Source organism: Streptomyces sp. ISL-100, from assembly GCF_018614615.1.
Lineage (GTDB): Bacteria > Actinomycetota > Actinomycetes > Streptomycetales > Streptomycetaceae > Streptomyces.
The window spans coordinates 212,676-232,210 of sequence record NZ_JAGGOK010000041.1 but is presented as its reverse complement, the minus strand read 5'-3'; the positions used below and the strand labels follow the sequence as shown (position 1 = coordinate 232,210).

The following is a 19,535-nucleotide window of genomic DNA, read 5'->3' as shown; positions in this document are numbered from 1 at the left end:
CGGAAGAGCGGTCACGCTCCGTGACGTGCGCTTCGGTGTCCATCGGGACGTGAGCCTATCCGGCCGGTCCCGGGCGCCGAACGCGCGACTTAGCGGTCGCGCTTCTCCTTGATCTTCGCGGCCTTGCCGCGCAGCTCACGGAGGAAGTACAGCTTCGCGCGGCGGACGTCACCGCGGGAGATGAGCTCGATCTTCTCGAAGATCGGGCTGTGCACCGGGAAGGTGCGCTCGACGCCGACGGCGAAGGAGACCTTGCGGACCGTGAAGGTCTCGCGGACGCCCGCACCCTGGCGGCGGATGACTACGCCCTTGAACTGCTGCACACGCGAGCGGTTGCCCTCGATGACGCGAACGTGGACGTTCACGGTGTCACCCGGGCGGAACGCGGGAAGGTCGGTACGCAGCGATGCGGAGTCGACGGAGTCGAGAAGGCCGGACATGTGAGTCTGCTTCCTCGCCGATGCCACAGGTCATCGACGGAATTCGATTAAGAGAGTTTCGGGGCGCTGTCCGCGTCGGGCGGGCGTCGTTCCCCCTGTGGCAGGGGCGCACGCCGGACGTACAGCAGCGGCCTATTCTTCCACGGCCTCGGGGTTACGCCCAAATCGGCCGTCGGGGCCGGGCCGCCAGCCGAGGATGCTCAGCATCTCGCGGTCCTTCTTGTCGAAGACGGCTGGGTCGCAGCGTTCGATGAGGTCCGGCCGGTTGGCGGTCGTACGCCGCAGCGCCTCGTCCCGCCGCCACCGGGCGATCTTCCCGTGGTGGCCGCTGAGCAGCACGTCCGGGATGCCGCGCTCACGCCACTCGGGCGGCTTGGTGTAGACGGGGCCTTCGAGGAGGTTGGCCATCGCGCCGGGCGCGAAGGAGTCGTCGCGGTGCGATTCGGCGTTGCCGAGCACACCGGGCAGCAGCCGTGCGACGGCCTCTGTGATCACCAGTACGGCAGCCTCACCGCCGGCCAGCACGTAGTCCCCTATGGACACCTCGTACACCGGCATCCGGGTGGCGTACTCGTCGATGACGCGGCGGTCGATGCCCTCGTAGCGCGCGGGCGTGAAGACCAGCCAGGGCCGTTCGGAGAGTTCGACCGCGAGTTCCTGCGTGAAGGGGCGGCCGCTGGGCGTGGGCACGACCAGCACCGGGCCGTGGGCCCCGCTCTCGTAGCCGTCCGCCAGGACGTCGTCGAGGGCGGCGCCCCAGGGCTCGGTCTTCATGACCATGCCGGGGCCGCCGCCGTAGGGGGTGTCGTCGACCGTGTTGTGGCGGTCGTACGTCCAGTCCCTGAGGTCGTGCACGTGGACGCCTAGCTGCCCGCGCGCGCGTGCCTTGCCCACGAGGGAGACGTTCAGCGGCTCCAGGTACTCGGGGAAGATCGTGACGACGTCGAGCCTCATGCCTGGTCGTCCTTCTGGCCGTCGTCCCGCGACGACACGACCTCCGCCTCGCTCTCGTCGATCAGGCCGGGCGGCGGGGTGATGACCGCGCGCTGCTCCTCCAGGTCGATCTCGGTGACGATCTCCTCGACGAAGGGGATCATCACCTCGCTGCCGTCGGGGCGCTTCACGATGAACAGGTCCTGCGAGGGCAGATGGGTGATCTCGGTGATCCGGCCGATCTCGGTGCCGTCTGCGAGGACGACGTCGAGGTCCATCAGCTGGTGGTCGTAGTACTCCTCCGGGTCCTCCGGAGTGGCCTCGGGGTCGACCTCGGCGATGAGGAGGGTGTTGCGCAGGGCCTCGGCGGCCGTGCGGTCCTTGACGCCGGCGAAGCGCAGCAGAAGCCGTCCGCTGTGCACCCGGCCGGTCTCGACCGTCAGCGGCCCCGGGGAGGCCGGGTCGGTGGCGAGTACGGCGCCGGGCCCGAGCCGCAGCTCCGGCTCGTCCGTACGTACCTCTACCGTGACCTCGCCCTTGATCCCGTGGGCGCGGCCGATCCGCGCGACTACGAGCTGCACTTGATGTTTCTCCTGTCTTACGACTACGGGCCGGGAAGGGCTCGCGAGCCCTTCCCGGCCCGAGCCGGCGTATCTAGGTAAAACGGCCAACTTGTTCAGCGGACCTGGTCCACGTCGACGAGGTCGACGCGGATGCCACGGCCGCCGATGGCACCCACGACCGTACGCAGAGCGCGGGCGGTGCGGCCGTTGCGGCCGATCACCTTGCCGAGGTCGTCCGGGTGGACCCGGACTTCCAGCACGCGCCCGCGGCGCAGGTTGCGCGAGGCGACCTGCACATCGTCGGGGTTGTCGACAATGCCCTTCACGAGGTGCTCAAGAGCCTCCTCGAGCATGCTCAGGCCTCGGTCGACTCAGCGGACTCAGCTGCGGGAGCCTCGTCAGCCTTCTTGTCGGCCTTCTTCGCCTTCTGGGTGATCGCCTCGCCCTTGGACTCGTCGGTGCCCTCGAGGCCCTTGGCGAACGCGTCGAACGCGGCACGCTTGTCGGCCTTGGGCTCCGGCTGCAGCAGCGGCGCGGGGGCCGGGAGGCCCTTGTGCGCCTGCCAGTCACCGGTGAGCTTCAGGATGGCCATGACCGGCTCGGTCGGCTGGGCGCCGACGGACAGCCAGTACTGGGCACGCTCCGAGTTGACCTCGATGCGCGAGGGGTTCTGCACCGGGTGGTACAGGCCGATCTCCTCGATGGCCCGGCCATCACGGCGGGTACGGGAGTCGGCGACGACGATGCGGTAGTGAGGCGAACGGATCTTGCCCAGACGCTTCAGCTTGATCTTGACTGCCACTGGAGTGGTGTCTCCTGGTCTATGACGTGGTTGGGCACAACAAGATGCCACGTGGGGTTGCGGTACTCGGGGTGCCCGATGGACGCGTCAGCCGGAGGCGAGAGGGTTCCTGTGCGGCTGTCGAGTACAGCTAGCCATTGTGCCACACACCTGTGGCACAGACATCACCCGACCAGCACCCGACCAGCACGGGTCCGCACGGGCGTATAGGGAGTCAGCAAAAGGCGGTCAGCTCGCTGCGGCCACCACTTCCGGGATACGGAACGGCTTTCCGCAGCCCCCGCACACGATCGGGGCCTGGGCCAGGACCGAGGGCACGACGCGGACGTTGCGCCCGCAGTCGCAGACGGCCTTGACCCGCACCCCGCCGCCGGACGAGCCGTGCCGGGCGGCCGGCCCGCGGAAGGAGCGCTTGGTGTCCGACGTGGTCGCGACGGTGTGCGCCTTGAGGGCGCGCTGGAGCCGCTCGATCGTCGGCCGGTAGCGCCGCCTCGCCTCGGGGTTGACCGAGACCAGCGAGAAGCCACTGCTGGGATGAGGCTCCTCGGGGTGGTCGAGGCCCATCTCCTCGGCGATCGCGAGGAATCTGCGGTTGTGGTAGCGGCCGGCGCGCGAGGTGTCACGGACGCCGCGGGCGGCGGCGATGCCGTGGACTGCCTCGTGCAGCAGTCGTTCGAAGGAGAGCTCGGCGCCACAGGCGGACGACGACTCTCCGATCAGGGATTCGGGCGCGGCTAGGTCTGGCAGCTCGGGGTGGTACCGCTGAATGTCGGCCCACGCCTGCGCCAGCTCTGCGGCGAGAACAGGTGGTGTCGTGCTCACGTCGTGACAACGAGCCGGGGTGCCCCGGTGTTCCTATTCCGGGCCATCCCAAATAATTTGCACGTACCAGTCAGTTGCCATTGATGCGTCCTGACGAGGGCGGGTGCGCTGATCTGCGGAGGACCCGCCCAGCTCGCATCAACCCGGGTCGTACCAGCGCGTACGCCCCAGCGCGTAGACAAAGACGCACGCCGGGGCATCCGTTGCTCCGGGGGCGCGAGCCGGGCCCCGGGCGCGGGCGGGCCTCAATGGGCACCGCCACCGACGGCGACAGTACCCGGGGGCGCACCGCGCCCGCGCCACCGCCCCTTCCCGTGGCGGGATCGGCCGGGCGACGGCACTCTGGAACCTGGATCCGCTCCGGGCGCGGGGGCGCACGGCAGGGGCACACAAGCATTGCCTTTCAACCCCTGGACTTGGTGACGGATGCGGAGTTCCCTGGCTACGGGGAGTACAAGCGCACGCACACGGGGGAACGTCCATCAGGACACGTAATGACCTCTCGGCGGATTGGGGCGCTTTCGATGACACCAACGCTCGTCCGGCACCACCGGCACTACGCGAACGCAGCCTCAGCGCCGGCGGCGGACGCGGGCGCGCGCGCCCGCGACTGGGCCGAGATTCAGGAACGGATGCTGGTCCCGCTGTATGAAGCGGCGTACGAGCGGCTCGAGGTGGGCCCCGCCACCCGGCTGCTCGGCCTCGGCTGCGGCTCGGGACTCGCTCTGCTGATCGCCGCGTCGCGAGGCGCGCGTGTGACAGGCGTCGAATCCGATCCCGACCGGGTCGCGCTGGCCCGCGAGCGCCTGAGCAGTACCGAGGACACACCGGACGAACCCACGCGCCTGTACGAAGGCGATTCGGCGGAGGTCTGCGACGGCGCTGCCCCGGCGTACAACCTCATCACCGCCTTCGAACCGCTCGGCTGTGCGGCCGGCGACTCCGAGTCGCTCGCCGCGGCGCTCGAAAGCGCGATACCGCTCGCCGAGCGCGGCAGCGCGGTGGTGCTGGCCGGATGGGGCCCGCCCGAGCGCTGCGCGACCTCCTCGGTGCTGCGGGTCGCTTCCCGGCTCACCGAGACACTGCGCGCCACCGGCGGCGGCAGTGCCGGCCGCGGATGGCGTCCCGCGCTCCGGGACGACCTGGAGGACGTGGCCTCGCGGGCCGGTCTGAAACCGGACGGCTCGGGGCGGGTCGCGTGCCCCTTCGGTTACGCCGACCTGGACAGCGCCGTACGCGGCCTCCTGTCGACCGGGCTCTTCGACGCGGCCGTACGGGCCACGGATCCGGCGCAGGTGGAAAAGGAGCTCATCGAGGCGCTGCACCCCCATGTGCGGCGGGACCGAACGGTCTGGATGTCGAACGTGTTCCGCTACTTGATCGCGCGTACCCCTTGATACGAGCGATGCAAGCGCTGTGGGCGCCCGCTCCGTGACGGAGAGGGCGCCCACAGCGCTTGCGTGTCCGGGGTGTCAGCCCATGAACTTCTTGAACTCGTCGGGCAGTTCGAAGTCCTGAGGAGCGCTCTGGCCGGCCGGCAGCCCCAGCGCGCCGCCCGACTGCGCGGCCTGCTCGCGGCGCTCGGCCGCGGCCTGCTCCTCCAGCTTGCGCTTCAGCGGGTTGCCGCTCTTGCGCTTGCCCTTGGCCTGCTTCTGCTGCTTCTTCTGACGGCCGGGGCCGCCACCCATGCCCGGAATCCCCGGCATGCCCGGCATTCCGCCGCCCTGAGCCATCTTCGACATCATCTTGCGCGCCTCGAAGAACCGCTCGACGAGGTTCTTCACGGCGCTGACGTCGACACCCGAGCCCTTGGCGACGCGGGCACGGCGCGAGCCGTTGATGATCGTCGGGTCGTGACGCTCGGCGGGGGTCATCGACTTGATGATCGCGGCGGTACGGTCCACGTCGCGCTCGTCGATGTTGGCGATCTGCTCCTTGATCTGCCCCATGCCGGGCATCATCCCGAGCAGCTTCGAGATGGAGCCCATCTTCCTGACCTGCTCCATCTGAGCCAGGAAGTCGTCGAGCGTGAACTCCTTCGGACCCTTCGCCAGCTTGGCCGCCATCGCTTCGGCCTCTTGCTGGCTGAAGGTCTGCTCGGCCTTCTCGATCAGCGACAGCATGTCGCCCATGCCGAGGATGCGGGACGCCATGCGGTCCGGGTGGAACGCGTCGAAGTCGTCCAGCTTCTCGCCGTTGGACGCGAACATGATCTGGCGGCCGGTCACGTTGGCGATCGACAGCGCGGCGCCACCACGGGCGTCACCGTCGAGCTTCGACAGCACCACGCCGTCGAAGCCGACGCCGTCGCGGAAGGCCTCGGCGGTGTTGACCGCGTCCTGGCCGATCATCGCGTCGACGACGAAGAGGATCTCGTCGGGGCTGACGGCGTCGCGGATGTCCGCGGCCTGCTGCATCATTTCCTGGTCGATACCGAGGCGGCCCGCAGTGTCGACGATGACGATGTCGTGCAGCTTGTTCTTGGCGTACTCGATCGAGTCCTTGGCGACCTTGACCGGGTCACCGGAGCCGTTGCCGGCCTCCGGTGCGAACACCGCGACGCCGGCGCGCTCGGCGACGACGCTCAGCTGGTTGACGGCGTTCGGGCGCTGGAGGTCACAGGCGACCAGGATCGGCGAGTGGCCCTGGCCCTTGAGCCACAGGCCCAGCTTTCCGGCGAGGGTCGTCTTACCGGCACCCTGGAGACCCGCGAGCATGATCACGGTGGGCGGGTTCTTCGCGAACCGCAGCCGGCGGGTGTCGCCACCGAGGATGCCGACAAGCTCCTCATTGACGATCTTGATGACCTGCTGCGCGGGATTCAGCGCCTGCGAGACCTCGGCCCCGGCGGCGCGCTCCTTGATCTGCTTGATGAACGCCCGGACGACGGGCAGCGCGACATCCGCTTCGAGCAGAGCGATACGGATCTCGCGTGCCGTTGCGTCGATGTCCGCCTCGGACAGGCGGCCCTTGCCCCGGAGGTTCTTGAATGTCGCTGCGAGGCGGTCGGAAAGAGTATCGAACACGGCGGTCGCGAATCCTCGGGTCAGGGGGCGGGTGGACACAGATGCCCCCAGGGTAACGGTCTGTCCGCGGTGAGGTCTGCCCCCTGCTCCTTACCGCAGCGCACCCTCCAGCACACCGGCCACCTCCGCGGCCTCAATCTCCGGGAGCGGGGCACCGTCCGGGCCTGTGACGTAGAACGCATCGACCGCGTTCGCGCCCAGGGTACTGATGTGCGCGCTGCGTACCCGTACCTTCGCGGCCTCCAGTGCGTGGCCGATGCGGTGGAGCAGCCCGGGGGCGTCCTGCGCGCGGACCTCGATCACCGTCGCGAGGCGGGACCCCGCCGGGGCGACCGTGACGCGCGGCGGCGGTGCCTGGGCACCCCGCCTGCGCGGGTTCTTCTCGTACGCGCGCTCCCGCTCCGCGAGCCGCGACGGGATGTCCAGGGAGCCGTCCAGGGCCCGCACGAGGTCCGCCCGCAGCCGGGTGGCCTGCGGCAGCGACCCGTACTCGGCCGCTACCCGCCAGTCGAGCAGCAGTACGCCGGAATGCGCGCCGGAGCCGTCCGCCCAGTCCGGCAGCTCGGCGGCCCGCAGTTCCGCCGTGCGTACGGTCAGCCGGTGCATCGCCAGTACGCCGGCCACAGCGGGCAGGACACCTGGCTGATCCGGTACGGCGATCAGCAGCTCGACGCCCAGCGGCTCCGGCTCCTCCCCCGCGGCCTCCCCGTGCGCCTCCGTCTGTGCGCGCAGCGACAGCACGGGTCCGCCGGTACGGAACGCCTCGATGGCGAGCCGCTCCTGCTCGGCGCTGGGCGCGGCGGGCTCAGGCGCCGCGGGTTCCTCGCCCGCGAGGACGGCGGCGACGCGCTTGACCAAGTCGGTGACGAGCGAGGCGCGCCAGGTGGACCAGGCGGCGGGCCCGGTGGCCAGCGCGTCGGCCTCGGTGAGGGCGTGCAGGAGTTCGAGGGTGCCGGTGGCGCCGACCGCGTCGGCGACCGCGCGGATGGTGGCCGGGTCGTCCAGGTCGCGGCGGGTGGCGGTCTCGATGAGGAGGAGGTGGTGGCGTACGAGCGTGGCGATCACGCCGACGTCCGCCCGGTCGAAGCCGATACGAGCGGCGATGTCGCGGGCGATGATCTCCCCGGCCACCGAGTGGTCGCCGGGCCAGCCCTTGCCGAAGTCGTGCAGCAGGGCGGCGATCAGCAGCAGGTCGGGGCGGTGGACGCGGCGGGTGAGCGCGGAGGCCTGTACGGCCGTCTCGACAAGGTGCCGGTCTACGGTCCAGGTGTGCACAGGGTTGCGCTGCGGGCGGCACCGCACCCGCTCCCAGTCCGGCAGCAGCAGCGTGATGAGGCCTTCGGCCTCCAGCGCCTCCCACACCCCTACCGTCGCCTCGCCCGCGCCGAGCAGCGTGACGAGCTCCTCGCGTGCCTCGGCCGGCCAGGGCACGGGCAGCGGCCGCGCGACGGCGGCGAGACGGCGTACGGCGTGCAGGGAGACCGGCAGCCCCGACTGGGCGGCAGCGGCGGCGGCCCGCAGCGGGAGCACCGCGTCGCGCTCGGGGCGCGCGGTGCGGGCGAGCACCACCTCGCCGTCCTGCTCGACGACGCCCTCCGCGAGGGGCGTGCGCTCGGGGGCGGTCTTGCTGCCGAGCATGGCGCGCAGCCTGGGGCGCACGGACCGGGCGCGCAGGACCCGGTTCACCTCCCGCCAGGTGACGTCGCTGGCGTACGAGATGGTGCGCGCCGCTTCGTACACCTCCCGCAGCAGCGTGTCGGCGTCCAGCAGCCCGAGCTCGGTGGCGACCTGGTCCTGTTCCTGGAGGGCGAGGCGGTCGGTGGCGCGCCCGGTGGTCAGGTGCAGTGCGTCGCGTACGTCGAGGAGCCGGCGCCGCGCCGCGTCGAGGCCCTCGCGCGGGGCGTCGGCGAGCCAGGAGGCGGCGACGGCGCGCAGGGCGGTGGCGTCGCGCAGGCCGCCGCGCGCCTCCTTCAGATCCGGTTCGAGGAGGTACTGCAGTTCGCCCTGCCGCACTGCTCGTTCCTGGCACAGCTCGTGGAGCTCGGGCAGCCGCTTGGGGGCGAGATTGCGCCAGTCGGCGAGTACGGCGGTACGCAGACCGGCCGTAACCCCGAGGTCGCCCGCGACGTGGCGGGCGTCGAGGAGTCCGAGGTGCACCTTGAGGTCCTCGCCGGCGGTCTTGCGGGCCTCGGCGGGTGTGCGTACGGAATGGTCGAGGTCGATGCCCAGGTCCCAGACCGGATACCAGACCCGGTCGGCGAGAGCGGCGAGAGCGCCCTTCTCCGCCCGCCCGTCGTGCAGGAGCAGCAGGTCGAGGTCGCTGCGCGGCGACAGCTCCCCCCTGCCGTATCCGCCGACCGCGACGAGGGCCGCGCCGCGCACGCCCGCTTCGGCGGCGGCCGTGGTGAACAGTGCGTCCAGCCAGTCGTCGGTCAGCCGGGCGAGGCCGGAGCGGCGCGGCGGCCCGGACTGCGCCTTCTCCTGGAGAAGTCGCAGCCGGGCCGCCGCGTAGCCGCTGGGTCCCGAGTCGTCGGACGGTTCAGTAGTCACTTCTACGCTCGTCACCCAGCAGCTCCCGTTTCATGCGTTCCGGTCGGAATGCGTCCGGTCAGAGGGCGTCCGGGCCGCGTTCGCCGGTCCGTACCCTGACGGCCGTCTCGACCGGCACGCTCCACACCTTGCCGTCGCCGATCTTGCCGGTACGGGCGGCCTTGACCACCACCTCGATGAGCTGATCGGCGTCACTGTCCTCGACCAGCACCTCGATCCGGATCTTCGGTACGAGGTCGACCGTGTACTCGGCGCCCCGGTAGACCTCGGTGTGGCCGCGCTGGCGGCCGTAGCCGCTGGCCTCGGTGACCGTGAGTCCCTGGACTCCGAAGGCCTGGAGGGCTTCCTTGATCTCGTCGAGCCGGTGCGGCTTCACGACTGCGGTGATGAGCTTCATGCGTCCACCTTCTTGGTCTGCGTCGCGGCGCCGGCCTTGTCGGTCGGGCCCGTCGCCGGGGATACGGCCGAACGGGAGGCCGAACCGCCGCCCGCTCCGCTGAAGTCGTACGCGGTCTCCGCGTGCTCGACCTGGTCGATGCCGGAGACCTCGTCGTCCTCGGGGACCCGCATGCCCATGGCCTTGTCGATGACGAAGGCGAGGAGCGCGGAGACCACCAGAGAGTAGGCCAGTACCGCGAAGACACCGACGGCCTGCTTGCCGAGCTGGTCGAGCCCGCCGCCGTAGAAGAGGCCCTTGGCGTCGGACTGGACGCCGCCGGTGGCGAAGAAGCCGACGAGAAGCGAGCCGACGACACCGCCGACGAGGTGGACGCCGATGACGTCCAGGGAGTCGTCGTAACCCAGCTTGTACTTGAGGCCCACGGCCATGGCGCACAACAGACCGGCGATGGCACCGACGGCGATCGCGCCGAGCGGGCTGACGGAGCCGCCGGACGGGGTGATCGCGACGAGGCCCGCGACAGCGCCGGAGGCTGCGCCCAGGGTGGTGAACGAGCCGTGACGGATCTTCTCGTACCCCAGCCAGGCGAGCATGGCGGCGGCGGTGGCGACCTGGGTGTTGAGGAACATGACGGCGCCCACGCCGTCGTCGTTGCCCAGCCAGGAGCCGGCGTTGAAGCCGAACCAGCCGAACCACAGGAGCCCGGCGCCGAGCATCACCAGCGGGAGGCTGTGCGGGCGCATCGGGTCCTTCTTGAAGCCGACGCGCTTGCCGATGACGAGGATGACGCCGAGCGCGGCGGCACCCGCGTTGATGTGGACGGCCGTGCCGCCCGCGAAGTCGATGACGCCCATCTCGAAGAGCCAGCCGCCGGAGCCCCACACCCAGTGCGCGACCGGGAAGTAGACGACGGTGACCCAGAGGGTGACGAACAGCGCCCAGGCGGTGAACTTGACGCGGTCGGCCAGGGCGCCGCTGATCAGCGCGGGGGTGATGATCGCGAACATGAGCTGGAAGACGGCGAAGACATAGACCGGGATGGTGTAGCCGTCCCAGAGCTCGGTGATGCCGATGTTGCTCAGTCCGACGTAATCCGAGGACCAGCCGATGACCGAGCCGATGTCGGTGCCGAACGCGAGGCTGAAGCCGTACAGCACCCAGAGGATCGTGACGATCCCGAGGCTGATGAAGCTCATCATCAGCATGTTCAGGGTGGACTTGACCCGGACCATGCCTCCGTAGAAGAAGGCCAGGCCCGGCGTCATGAGCATCACCAGGGCGGAACAGATGAGCATGAAGCCGGTATTGGCGGCAGACAGTTCGATCTTGTCTGCGGCGAGCGTCATGATGCCTGGAGGCATCGGCGTCTCCTCGTCGTCGGTGCGGCCCGTGCGGGGGCGGAGCCTGTTGGCCTGTCGGCAGCAAAGGGATGAGCCGGTTATGCGCCATGAGATTGGCGCAGCGCCGTTTCCGTCGATGCCGCTCGATGTTTCGCCCCAGTGACGAAGAGGTCATGCGTGTTACGTACGGATGAACCGCCGGACCGGGCCGGCGCGCCGGCGATACCCTCTGCCCACGTCATGTACGGGACAGCCCGCACAGCCAAAACCGGCCGCGACGGCTACCCGTTGACCTGGCGGTGGGGGAGCCGAGTCGGCTTCACGGGGTGGCTGTCGCGACCGGCGTCTGTGGCGGCCGCCGACCGGCCCTCAGACCGCTTCCGCGGCTTCGGGCAGCTGGGCTGCGAGCTGGTCGGTGAGGTCGAGAACCTGGGCAACATCACCGAAGTCCCTGGCCGCGGTGTCGACGGTCTTGCGGAGCCGGGTATTGACCCGCTCGGAGCGCACGCGCCTGGCGACGCCGAGTGCCTTTTCGGCCAGTACGACGGACTGCTCGGGCTCTCGCTTCAGCAGGTGCACGGTGGCCATGCCGATGAGGTTGAGTGCGTACGACCGCTGGTGCTCGTCGTCCTTGCCGAAGAGCTCGACCGCGCGCTCCATGACGGGCTCGGAGAGCGAGGCGTAGGTGGGGCTGCGGCCGGCGACGTAGGCCAGGTCGCGGTAGGAGTGGGCGTTCTCGCCGTTGAGCTCGGCCTCGGAGAAGAAGCGGATCCAGTCGGGCTCGGGCTCGCCGTCCAGGCCCGCGTCGGCGAAGGTGTCCTCGGCCATCCGCACGGCCCGTTTGCACTTGCTGGGCTGGCCGATGTTGGCGTAGGCGCGGGCCTCCATCGCATACAGCATGGCCTGGGTCCGGGGGGTGGCGCAGTCGCGGCTGCCGTACTGCGCGAGGTGGATGAGCTCCAGTGCGTCGTCGGGCCGGCCGAGGTGGATCATCTGCCGGCTCATACTCGACAGGACGTACGACCCGAAGGGCTTGTCGCCCGCTTCTTTGGCGGCGTGCAGGGCGAGGACGAAGTACTTCTGGGCTGTGGGCTGGAGTCCCACGTCGTAACTCATCCAGCCGGCCAGCTCGGCCAGCTCGGCGGCGCATTTGAAGAGCCGCTTGGAGGTGGCCTCGGGCTGAGGCTCCTGGAGCAGGTCCGTGACCTCGTGGAGCTGTCCGACGACCGCCTTGCGCCGAAGTCCGCCGCCGCACTGGGCATCCCACTGGCGGAACATCATGGTCGTGGATTCCAGCAGGTCGAGCTCCGGCCTGGAGAGCCGGGACGGCCGACGCGCGGCCGCGGCGGATTCCGGACGGCCGGGCTCACCGGGGGGCGCGGGCACGAGCCAGCGCTGCATGGGCTCGATGAGGGCGGGTCCCGCGGCGAGGGCGAGCGAGGTGCCGAGGAAGCCGCGCCGGGCGAGCATCAGGTCGCTGCGCGAGAACTCGCTGAGCAGTGCGACGGTCTGCGGGCCGGCCCAGGGCAGATCGACGCCGGACACCGAGGGTGACTGATGCGCGGAGCGCAGCCCGAGGTCCTCCACGGCGACGACGCTGCCGAAGCGCTCGGAGAAGAGCTCGGAGAGGATGCGCGGGATCGGCTCGCGCGGCTGCTCGCCGTCCAGCCAGCGGCGCACCCTTGAGGTGTCCGTGCTGATGTGGTGGGCGCCCATCTGGCGCGCCCGGCGGTTCACTTGGCGTGCGAGCTCACCCTTGGACCAGCCGCTGCGCACGAACCATGAGCCCAGCTGCTCGTTCGGGCGCTTTCCAGCGTTCGTACCGCCTGCGCCACTGCCGCTCACTGGAACGCCCCCATCCCGCTGAAGCCTCTTTGCCTCGTTGCCCGAACCCCTAACAGAATGCCGTGACTTGCGGCCCGCTGTCCCCGGGATGCGCCCCCTCGAACAGGAAACCGGCTTGCCTCCGGCATACCCACATGCGCGGTGATTCCGAGGTTCGTGCACTGACAGTAATCCTACGATCACCGCTCCGGCCATGGCGATTCCAGAAACGCCACCATTCGCCACCCCATTGGATGAACTCCTCCGATGCCGGGCGCGATTCACTTGACATACACCGACCGGAGTCGGCGGAGCGGTGCGCGCCGGGGCGCTCAGTCCGGCCCGCACCACCTCTTATGCCTCTGTGCGCCGCCGGACCACCTCGACGGAAGCACAGCGTCACAGATTGACTCCAAGACGTAACCATCGGTGCACTGGACCCGTTGGAGGGGGCATGGGCTTCACGATCGGCCGGGAAACGCGATCCGGCTCACGGCGCCGCGGCCGCATGTCGGACTGCACAACGGTCGCTGAGTACACCGGGCTGTGGGGCTGGGCGGTCGTGCCGGGCGCCAGAGCATCGGCAACGGGCTCCGCGGTGCGGGAGTGCTCGTGCGGCGATACGTCGTGCCGGGCGCCGGGGGCTCACCCGCTGGGCTTCGCGCCCGAGGTGCCGGCGGGTGCGACCCTCGACGACGTGACCAAGACCTGGTCCGGCTTCCCGGGGGCGTCGGCGCTGCTGCCCGTTGGGCGTACGTTCGATGTCATCGAGGTCGCCGAGGCCCCGGGGCGGCGGGCGCTCGTACGGCTGGAGCGGATGGGGCTGCCGGTGGGGCCGGTGGCCGCGACTCCTGACGGGCGGGCGCACTTCTTCGTGGCGCCGGGTGCTGCCTCCGAGCTGCCGCGCCTCCTCTATCGGATGGGGTGGGACGACGCGGATCTCGACCTGCGCGGCCTTGGTCCTGGCGACCACATCGCGGCGCCGCCGTCCGATCTCGCCGGCCTCGGCCCGGTGCGCTGGCTGCGCGCTCCATCCCTGGACACGGCTCAGTCGCCGCCGCCGGCGAGGCTGCTGCTGGGGACGCTGGCGTACGTGGCGCACCGGTCGCCGGCGTAGGGCTTTCTTTCCCCCAGACAACACAGACGCCCTACGGGCGTGCCCTCAAACGCCGGACGGGCTGAGTCTTGCGGCCAGGGCCGCAAAGCCAGCCCTGCCCGGCACTATTCAACCCCTCCGGCGCTTGAGGACCGGGGTCTGGGGCGGAGCCCCCACGCGGCGGAGCCGCATAGTGTCACTGCGGGAAGGGGCGGGGTGGGGAACAGCCCGCAGGGCCGGGCGTGCCGGCTGCTAGTCGCCGATCAGGGCGTCTACAAACGCCTCCGGCTCGAACGGCGCCAAGTCGTCCGCGCCCTCACCCAGACCGACCAGCTTCACCGGGACGCCCAGCTCGCGCTGCACCGCGATCACGATGCCGCCCTTCGCCGTGCCGTCCAGCTTCGTCAGCACGATGCCGGTGATGTCCACGACCTCCGCGAACACCCGCGCCTGCACCAGACCGTTCTGCCCAGTTGTCGCGTCCAGCACCAGCAGCACCTCGTCCAGCGGCCCGTGCTTCTCCACGACCCGCTTGACCTTGCCGAGCTCGTCCATGAGCCCGGCCTTGGTGTGCAGCCGGCCCGCCGTGTCGATGAGTACGACGTCCGCGCCCTCGGCGATACCTTCCTTCACCGCGTCGAAGGCGACCGACGCCGGGTCGCCGCCCTCGGGGCCGCGCACCGTGCGCGCGCCGACGCGGTCGCCCCAGGTCTGGAGCTGGTCGGTGGCGGCCGCGCGGAACGTGTCCGCCGCGCCCAGCACCACGCTGCGCCCGTCGGCCACCAGCACACGCGCGAGCTTGCCCGTGGTCGTGGTCTTGCCGGTGCCGTTGACGCCGACGACCATGACGATGCCCGGGACCTCAGTGGCGCTCTCGGTCTTGACCGCGCGGTCCATGTCCGTACCGAGCAGATTCAGCAGCTCCTCTCGGAGCAGCCCGCGCAGCTCGTCGGGCGTACGCGTGCCGAGCACCCGTACGCGCTCACGCAGCCGCTCGACCAGTTCCTGGGTGGGGGCGACGCCGACGTCCGCGGTGAGCAGCGTGTCCTCGATCTCCTCCCAGGTGTCCTCGTCGAGGTGTTCGCGGGAGAGCAGGGTCAGCAGACCCTTGCCGAGGGTGTTCTGCGAGCGGGCGAGCCGCGCGCGCAGCCGCACCAGGCGGCCGGCGGTGGGCTCGGGGATTTCGATCTCGGGCGCGACGGGTTCGGCGACGACCGGATCCTCGACGGCGACGGGCTCCTCGACGGCGGTCGACGCGTCGGGGAGGTCCACCTCCTCGATGGTCCGGCGCGCTTCGTCGCGCGGTGGCGCCGCGTCCTCGCCGACCTGCGGTTCGGCGGGCGGGGCGGTGATGGTCGGCGTGGTCGGCGGCGCCTGCGGCGGCAGCTGCTTCTTCTTGCGGCTGCTGACCACGAGCCCGCTGATGGCGCCGATCGCGACCAGGGCGATGACTACAGCAAGGATGAGGATTTCCATAACGTGCCCAGTATGCTTGACCGCTTGCCCCACCTGCGTGACCTCATGGATGACCGGTCGTTCTCCCTGCGGGGCTGTTTGCCTCTGCGGGCCGGGCTGGTCCGTCGTCGGCCCCGTGCCGGCGAGAAGCCCCTTGGGGCGGAGTCACAACGCACCCAGTATCAGGCTGGCTGAGTCCGGTGCGCAGAGCGCACCCAGGGGTTGTCGCGGCCCATATCGTGGACCGCGACAACCCCTGTCGATCCGACATGCGGGCTTTTGGGTCGAATGTATGATGATTCGGCCCCCCCACCCCTGCCCCCCACGGAGCATGCATGTCTGCCGAGTCCGACGGCGGGATAGAGACCCGCGGTCTTGAGCCCGTTCCCGACAACGAGCGCTCGGGCCGCGTCCGTGAACTCTTCCCCACCTGGGTCGCCGCCAACATCAGCGTGCTCCTGCTCACCATGGGCGCCGGCCTGGTCGTCTTCAACGGCCTGAATTTCTGGCAGGTACTGGCCGTGGCCGTCGCGGCGCCCATCGTCTCGTACGGGCTCGTCGGCCTGATCTCGATCGCGGGCAAGCGCGGCGGGTCGCCCGGCATGGCACTCTCCAGGGCGGTGTTCGGCCAGCGGGGCAATCTCTTCCCCGGCTCGCTGATCTGGGTCGCGCGCTGGGGATGGGAAACGATCAACGCGGTGACCGGCGCGTACGCCGTGCTGACCGTGCTCGATCTGCTCTTCGGCATCAAGAGCAACACCGTGCTCATCGTCGTGACGCTGCTGCTCTTCGTCGGCTGCACCTTCCTCGTATCGGGTCTGGGTATCAACGCCCTGCGCCGGTGCAGCACCTGGTCGACGTACCTCTTCGGCGCCTTCAGCGTGCTCGTGCTGGTCTACCTGATCGCCGGCACCGACTGGTCCGCCGTCTTCGCCAAGCCGGCCGGTTCGACCGCGATGATGATCGCGGGCATCGGCACCATCGCGGCCGGCGGCATCAGCTGGGTCCCCTCGGGCCCGGACTTCACCCGCTACCTTCCGCGTACGGCTTCGGGCAAGGGCCTGGTCGGCACGACCGTCGGTGGCGCGGGCGTTGTCGTCCTGCCCATGGTTCTGATGGGTGCGGTCATGGCCGTCAGTACGCCGGACCTGGCGTCGGCCACCGACCCGGTGTCGTTCATCGGCGAGCTGCTGCCGACCTGGATCGCCGTTCCGTACCTGCTGATCGCCCTGATCGGCATGCTGCTGATCAACTCGATGTCGATGTACTCGGCCGGCTTCACCGCGCAGACGCTGGGCATCAACGTGCCGCGCGCCTGGGCCGTGAGCGTGAACGCGATCATCAGCCTGATCTTCGGCTTCCTGCTGATGGTGGTGGCGACGAGCTTCTTCGGTTCGTTCATCTCCTTCCTGACGCTGCTGGCCGTTGCGTTCTCGGCGTGGATCGGCGTCTTCGGTGTGGACATGCTGAGCCGTCGTGCGTACGACGGTGAGGCGCTCATGGACACCACCCGCACCAGTGGTTACTGGTACCGGGGCGGTTTCGCCTGGCAGGCCATGACGGCATGGGGCGTCGCGCTGGTGGCGGGCCTGCTGTTCACCAAGGTCGACTGGTTCACCGGGCCGCTCGCCGGTTCCTGGATCGGGCGCAACGGCCTGGGCTGGGCGGCGACGGTCGTCGTGGCGGCGGTGCTGTACGCGGTGCTGCCCAGGACGAAGCCGGTGGTTCCGGAGCCGGAGGTCAAGGCGTCGCAGCCCGAGACGGTCGGAAGCCTGTCCAACTGACGCAACGTCAACTAACGTCCCCCTTCGCCACATCGACATCCGGCGGAGGGGGACGTTTCGTCATGGCCTTCACAGTGGTCCGCTTCAATCTCGTCGATCCCGACGCGACACCCGCCACGCACGCGGCCCGCTATCGCGCCGCCCTTGAAATGGCCGCGTACGCCGACGACCGCGGCCTGGACACCGTCCAGACCGAGGAGCACCACGGCACCGCCAACAGCTGGCTGCCCTCCCCCTTCGTCTTCGCCGGCTCGGTCCTGGGCGCGACCCGGCGCATCACGGTCACCGTCTTCGCGATCATCGGTCCGCTGTACGAGCCGCTGCGGCTGGCCGAGGACATCGCCGTACTCGACCTGATAGGCAAGGGACGCCTGGTCACGGTCGCGGGCATCGGCTACCGGCCGGAGGAGTACGAGCAGTTGGGCGTGGACTGGGGGCGGCGCGGCAGGCTCCAGGACGAGGTGCTCGAAACGCTGCTGCTGGCGTGGACCGGCGAGCCGTTCCCGTACCGGGGCAGGACCGTGCGTGTCACGCCGCGCCCGTACACCCAGCCGCATCCGCTCCTGCTGGTCGGCGGGTCCTCGCAGGCGGCTGCCCGGCGCGCGGCGCGGCTCGGTCTGCCGTTCTTCCCGAGCGCGCACCTGCCCGAGCTGGAGGCGTACTACCACGCGCGGCAGGCGGAGTTCGGGACCGACGGCTTCTGCATGATGCCGGCGGCCGAGACGCCGCTGCTGCATGTCGCGGAGGATCCGGACCGGACGTGGGCCGTGTACGGCGAGCACTTCCTGCACGAGGCGCAGACGTACGCCTCCTGGCAGTCCAAGGACATCAAGTCGGCCGTACGGTCGCGGGCGACCGGCGTCGACGAGCTGCGCGAGGAGGGGGTCTACCGCGTCGTGACGCCGGACGAGTGCGTGGCGCTGGCCGCCGACAGTCTGGTCCTGCATCCGCTGTGCGGCGGGATGCCGGTGGACGAGGGCTGGCGCAGCCTGCAGCTGTTCGCGGAAAACGTACTGCCCCGGCTCAATGGGTGAGCCGGGGCAGTGCCGTGTTCGAGGAGAGGGGCAGCGGGGGTTTAGCCCATCTCCTCCAACGCCTTGCCCTTGGTCTCCTTCACGAATTTGAGCACGAAGGGGATCGAGAGCACGGCGAAGAATGTGTAGATCACGTATGTCCCCGAGAGGTTCCACTCGGAGAGGCTCGGGAAGCTCGCGGTGATCGCCCAGTTGGCGATCCACTGCGCGGAGGCGGCGACGCCGAGCGCGGCTGCGCGGAGCCGGTTCGGGAACATCTCGCCGAGGAAGACCCAGACGACGACACCCCACGACAGGGCGAAGAAGAGCACGAAGACGTGGGCGGCGATCAGCGCGACGATGCCCTCGGTGTGCGGCAGCTTGCCGTCGATCAGGTTCGCGGAGAAGGCCCACGCTTCGAAGGCGAGGGCGATCGCCATACCGGTCGAGCCGATGAGCGCGAGCGGCCTGCGGCCGATCCGGTCGACGAAGATCATGGCGATCACGGTGCCGATGATGTTGATGATCGACGTGGTGAACGAATAGAAGAAGGAGTCGCTCGGGTTGATGCCGACCGACTGCCACAGCGTCGCGGAGTAGTAGAAGGCGACGTTGATGCCGACGAGCTGCTGGAAGACCGAGAGGCCGATACCGACCCAGACGATGGGCAGGAAGCCGAAGCGGCTGCCGAGAAGGTCCTTGAACGTGGACTTGTGCTCACTGCGCATCGCGAGCTCGATCTCGGCGACGCGCAGGTCGAGGTCGATGTTCTTGCCCTCGACGTCGGCCAGGATCTCCTTGGCCTTGTCGACCTTGCCGACGGAGATCAGGAAGCGCGGCGACTCGGGGATGGCGAAGGAGAGCAGACCGTAGAGGACGGCCGGGACCACCATCACGCCGAGCATGACCTGCCAGGCCTCGATGCCGAGCAGCTTGCCGCGCTGGTCGCCGTCGGCGAGGTTGAGGATGCCCCAGTTGACGAGCTGGGAGACGGCGATGCCAATGACGATGGCGGCCTGCTGGAAGGCGCCGAGGCGGCCGCGGTACGCCGGCGGGGCGACCTCGGCGATGTACGCCGGGCCGATGACCGAGGCCATGCCGATGGCGATGCCGCCGAGCACTCGCCAGAAGGCCAGGTCGTACAGGGCGAACGGCAGCGCGGAGCCGACGGCGCTGATGGTGAACAGCGCGGCCGCGATCTGCATGACGCGGATACGGCCGATGCGGTCGGCGATACGGCCCGCGGTGGCGGCGCCGATGGCGCAGCCGATCAGGGCGATGGCGATGACCTGGGCGAGGGTTCCGGAACCCACGTCGTACTTGCCGCGGATGCCTTCGACAGCGCCGTTGATGACCGAGCTGTCGTAGCCGAAGAGGAATCCGCCCATCGCGGCTGCCGCCGTGATGAAGATGACGTGGCCGAGGTGATCCGGGTGGGCCTCGCGGGCTCCGGACGCCAGTGGTTTCACAGTGCTGGTCACATCAAC

17 protein-coding genes are annotated in these 19,535 nt (G+C 69.9%); 4 read left to right on the top strand and 13 right to left on the bottom strand.

Translation table 11 applies throughout. From position 1 onward, the window contains the following. Positions 1-89: 89 nt before the first annotated feature. From rplS to J7E89_RS19290, 6 genes are all read right to left on the bottom strand, one after another. On the bottom strand, positions 90-440 hold the full coding sequence (gene rplS / locus J7E89_RS19315) for a 50S ribosomal protein L19 (RefSeq protein ID WP_214975097.1): 351 nt from the start codon (positions 438-440) through the stop codon (positions 90-92). Between the two features lie 132 nt (positions 441-572). Further along, positions 573-1,394, bottom strand: a complete 822-nt coding sequence (gene trmD, locus J7E89_RS19310) for a tRNA (guanosine(37)-N1)-methyltransferase TrmD (RefSeq protein ID WP_214975095.1) — start codon at positions 1,392-1,394, stop codon at positions 573-575. Continuing rightward, positions 1,391-1,954: a ribosome maturation factor RimM gene (gene rimM, locus J7E89_RS19305; protein WP_214975092.1), complete on the bottom strand. Its 564-nt coding sequence runs from the start codon at positions 1,952-1,954 to the stop codon at positions 1,391-1,393. The genes trmD and rimM overlap by 4 nt, the downstream gene beginning before the upstream one ends. Positions 1,955-2,049: 95 nt before the next feature. Next, positions 2,050-2,289 (bottom strand): RNA-binding protein, encoded by a 240-nt coding sequence (locus tag J7E89_RS19300; protein WP_005311361.1) that lies wholly within the window; start codon positions 2,287-2,289, stop codon positions 2,050-2,052. A gap of 2 nt (positions 2,290-2,291) precedes the next feature. Further along, a complete protein-coding gene (gene rpsP, locus J7E89_RS19295; protein ID WP_214975088.1) occupies positions 2,292-2,738 on the bottom strand; it encodes a 30S ribosomal protein S16 in 447 nt (148 codons plus the stop codon). A gap of 228 nt (positions 2,739-2,966) precedes the next feature. Further along, positions 2,967-3,560 (bottom strand): hypothetical protein, encoded by a 594-nt coding sequence (locus J7E89_RS19290; protein ID WP_214975085.1) that lies wholly within the window; start codon positions 3,558-3,560, stop codon positions 2,967-2,969. Positions 3,561-4,084: 524 nt separating this feature from the next. Between J7E89_RS19290 and J7E89_RS19285 the strand changes: the two genes are divergently transcribed. Next, the gene (locus J7E89_RS19285) at positions 4,085-4,957 is read left to right on the top strand and encodes a methyltransferase domain-containing protein (protein ID WP_214975082.1); all 873 of its coding nucleotides are present in this window, start codon (positions 4,085-4,087) and stop codon (positions 4,955-4,957) included. 75 nt (positions 4,958-5,032) lie between these two features. Here J7E89_RS19285 and ffh read toward each other — a convergent pair whose 3' ends face one another. The 5 genes from ffh to J7E89_RS19260 all read right to left on the bottom strand — a co-directional run bounded on the left by ffh (position 5,033) and on the right by J7E89_RS19260 (position 12,721). After that, on the bottom strand, positions 5,033-6,586 hold the full coding sequence (gene ffh, locus J7E89_RS19280) for a signal recognition particle protein (protein WP_214975080.1): 1,554 nt from the start codon (positions 6,584-6,586) through the stop codon (positions 5,033-5,035). 90 nt (positions 6,587-6,676) lie between these two features. Further along, positions 6,677-9,151: a [protein-PII] uridylyltransferase gene (locus tag J7E89_RS19275; RefSeq protein ID WP_214975079.1), complete on the bottom strand. Its 2,475-nt coding sequence runs from the start codon at positions 9,149-9,151 to the stop codon at positions 6,677-6,679. A gap of 43 nt (positions 9,152-9,194) precedes the next feature. Further along, on the bottom strand, positions 9,195-9,533 hold the full coding sequence (locus tag J7E89_RS19270; RefSeq protein ID WP_214975077.1) for a P-II family nitrogen regulator: 339 nt from the start codon (positions 9,531-9,533) through the stop codon (positions 9,195-9,197). After that, positions 9,530-10,897, bottom strand: coding sequence for an ammonium transporter (locus J7E89_RS19265; RefSeq protein ID WP_214975075.1), 1,368 nt, complete (start codon positions 10,895-10,897; stop codon positions 9,530-9,532). The genes J7E89_RS19270 and J7E89_RS19265 overlap by 4 nt, the downstream gene beginning before the upstream one ends. Positions 10,898-11,245: 348 nt before the next feature. Beyond that, on the bottom strand, positions 11,246-12,721 hold the full coding sequence (locus J7E89_RS19260; protein WP_214975074.1) for a hypothetical protein: 1,476 nt from the start codon (positions 12,719-12,721) through the stop codon (positions 11,246-11,248). 433 nt (positions 12,722-13,154) lie between these two features. On the opposite strand from J7E89_RS19260, the gene J7E89_RS19255 reads away from it, so the two are divergent. Further along, positions 13,155-13,817, top strand: coding sequence for a bifunctional DNA primase/polymerase (locus J7E89_RS19255; RefSeq protein ID WP_214975073.1), 663 nt, complete (start codon positions 13,155-13,157; stop codon positions 13,815-13,817). 231 nt (positions 13,818-14,048) lie between these two features. Here the strand turns inward: J7E89_RS19255 and ftsY are convergent, their stop codons facing one another. Then, the gene (ftsY, locus tag J7E89_RS19250) at positions 14,049-15,272 is read right to left on the bottom strand and encodes a signal recognition particle-docking protein FtsY (RefSeq protein ID WP_214975072.1); all 1,224 of its coding nucleotides are present in this window, start codon (positions 15,270-15,272) and stop codon (positions 14,049-14,051) included. Positions 15,273-15,586: 314 nt separating this feature from the next. Between ftsY and J7E89_RS19245 the strand changes: the two genes are divergently transcribed. After that, positions 15,587-17,035: a cytosine permease gene (locus J7E89_RS19245; RefSeq protein WP_214975071.1), complete on the top strand. Its 1,449-nt coding sequence runs from the start codon at positions 15,587-15,589 to the stop codon at positions 17,033-17,035. A 62-nt stretch (positions 17,036-17,097) separates the two neighbouring features. Then, positions 17,098-18,069 (top strand): LLM class flavin-dependent oxidoreductase, encoded by a 972-nt coding sequence (locus tag J7E89_RS19240; protein WP_214975069.1) that lies wholly within the window; start codon positions 17,098-17,100, stop codon positions 18,067-18,069. Between the two features lie 41 nt (positions 18,070-18,110). On the opposite strand, the gene J7E89_RS19235 is transcribed toward J7E89_RS19240, so the two are convergent. Next, positions 18,111-19,529, bottom strand: coding sequence for a sugar porter family MFS transporter (locus J7E89_RS19235; protein WP_214975066.1), 1,419 nt, complete (start codon positions 19,527-19,529; stop codon positions 18,111-18,113). Positions 19,530-19,535: the final 6 nt, after the last annotated feature.

Excerpts from the sequence above, each read along its gene's own strand:
- J7E89_RS19270 (WP_214975077.1), bottom strand. The coding sequence starts at position 9,533 with ATGAAGCTCATCACCGCAGTCGTGAAGCCGCACCGGCTCGACGAGATC.
- J7E89_RS19285 (WP_214975082.1), top strand. The coding sequence starts at position 4,085 with ATGACACCAACGCTCGTCCGGCACCACCGGCACTACGCGAACGCAGCC.
- J7E89_RS19245 (WP_214975071.1), top strand. The coding sequence starts at position 15,587 with ATGTCTGCCGAGTCCGACGGCGGGATAGAGACCCGCGGTCTTGAGCCC.
- J7E89_RS19255 (WP_214975073.1), top strand. The coding sequence starts at position 13,155 with ATGGGCTTCACGATCGGCCGGGAAACGCGATCCGGCTCACGGCGCCGC.
- J7E89_RS19300 (WP_005311361.1), bottom strand. The coding sequence starts at position 2,289 with ATGCTCGAGGAGGCTCTTGAGCACCTCGTGAAGGGCATTGTCGACAAC.
- J7E89_RS19265 (WP_214975075.1), bottom strand. The coding sequence starts at position 10,897 with ATGCCTCCAGGCATCATGACGCTCGCCGCAGACAAGATCGAACTGTCT.
- ftsY (WP_214975072.1), bottom strand. The coding sequence starts at position 15,272 with ATGGAAATCCTCATCCTTGCTGTAGTCATCGCCCTGGTCGCGATCGGC.
- trmD (WP_214975095.1), bottom strand. The coding sequence starts at position 1,394 with ATGAGGCTCGACGTCGTCACGATCTTCCCCGAGTACCTGGAGCCGCTG.
- rplS (WP_214975097.1), bottom strand. The coding sequence starts at position 440 with ATGTCCGGCCTTCTCGACTCCGTCGACTCCGCATCGCTGCGTACCGAC.
- J7E89_RS19240 (WP_214975069.1), top strand. The coding sequence starts at position 17,098 with ATGGCCTTCACAGTGGTCCGCTTCAATCTCGTCGATCCCGACGCGACA.